At 71.9% G+C, this 743-nt stretch carries 1 pseudogene; it reads right to left on the minus strand.

The annotated features are described in order from the left end of the window. A pseudogene (locus FNQ90_RS25620) lies at positions 1–243 on the minus strand (hypothetical protein); the annotation flags it as partial. Positions 244–743 lie beyond the last annotated feature (500 nt).

Genomic DNA, 743 nt, shown 5'->3' on the forward strand with positions numbered 1-743 from the left:
GATCAGGGGAGGAGCCGCCGGGGCCCCCGCCCCGGGCGAACCCGGTGGGGAGCCCCGGGGACGGTCGAGGGCACGGCGGGCCCAGTCGTCGCCCACGAGGACCAGCGGGGCGCTCTCCCACCGCCGGGCGGTCAGTGGCGCGCCGTGGACGACCTCCGCGTCCGCCCCGGCGGCGGCGCAGACACGGAGCAGGTCCTCCAGCAGGAGGTCGTTCTCGGTGAGGATCAGGACGGACGGTGACACGCGGAGCCCCTTCGCTGGATGGCCGGGTGGGGGCCATCAGCGTGGGGGGTTCGGCGGATGTTCGGTCGGCTCCGGGGGAAATCTGTGGATCGCGGGCACATTGTGGATAACTTCCTCACCCCCGGGAGGGAACCGGGAAGGAAGTCCCCCGGAAAACCGGAACTCCACCCGGCAGCCGAACACATGACCCCGAAGTTCGGGGGAACTTCCACGAACCCACCGAAAGCGGGTTCGCAATCACGTTGGGTGGATGAATGATTCACCGACTGTGCCCACAGGCTTCCGTTCCGGCGCTCCTCCACCCTCTCCGGGGAAAAACGACCGGGAGAGGAGCGGGAAGCGGAATAAGGCATTCCGCCGCGGGGAAGTACTCGGACGTCCGTCGCGGCCCACCGGCCGGGCCGGACCGGCCCGCACCGAGGGCCGACGGACCGCCCCGTTCGAGCGCGGCGACACCGCGAGGGGGCCGGACCGTCGGCGGGACCGGCCCGGGGAGGGGA

Source organism: Streptomyces alkaliphilus (assembly GCF_014141535.1).
Taxonomy (GTDB): Bacteria; Actinomycetota; Actinomycetes; order Streptomycetales; family Streptomycetaceae; genus Streptomyces; species Streptomyces alkaliphilus.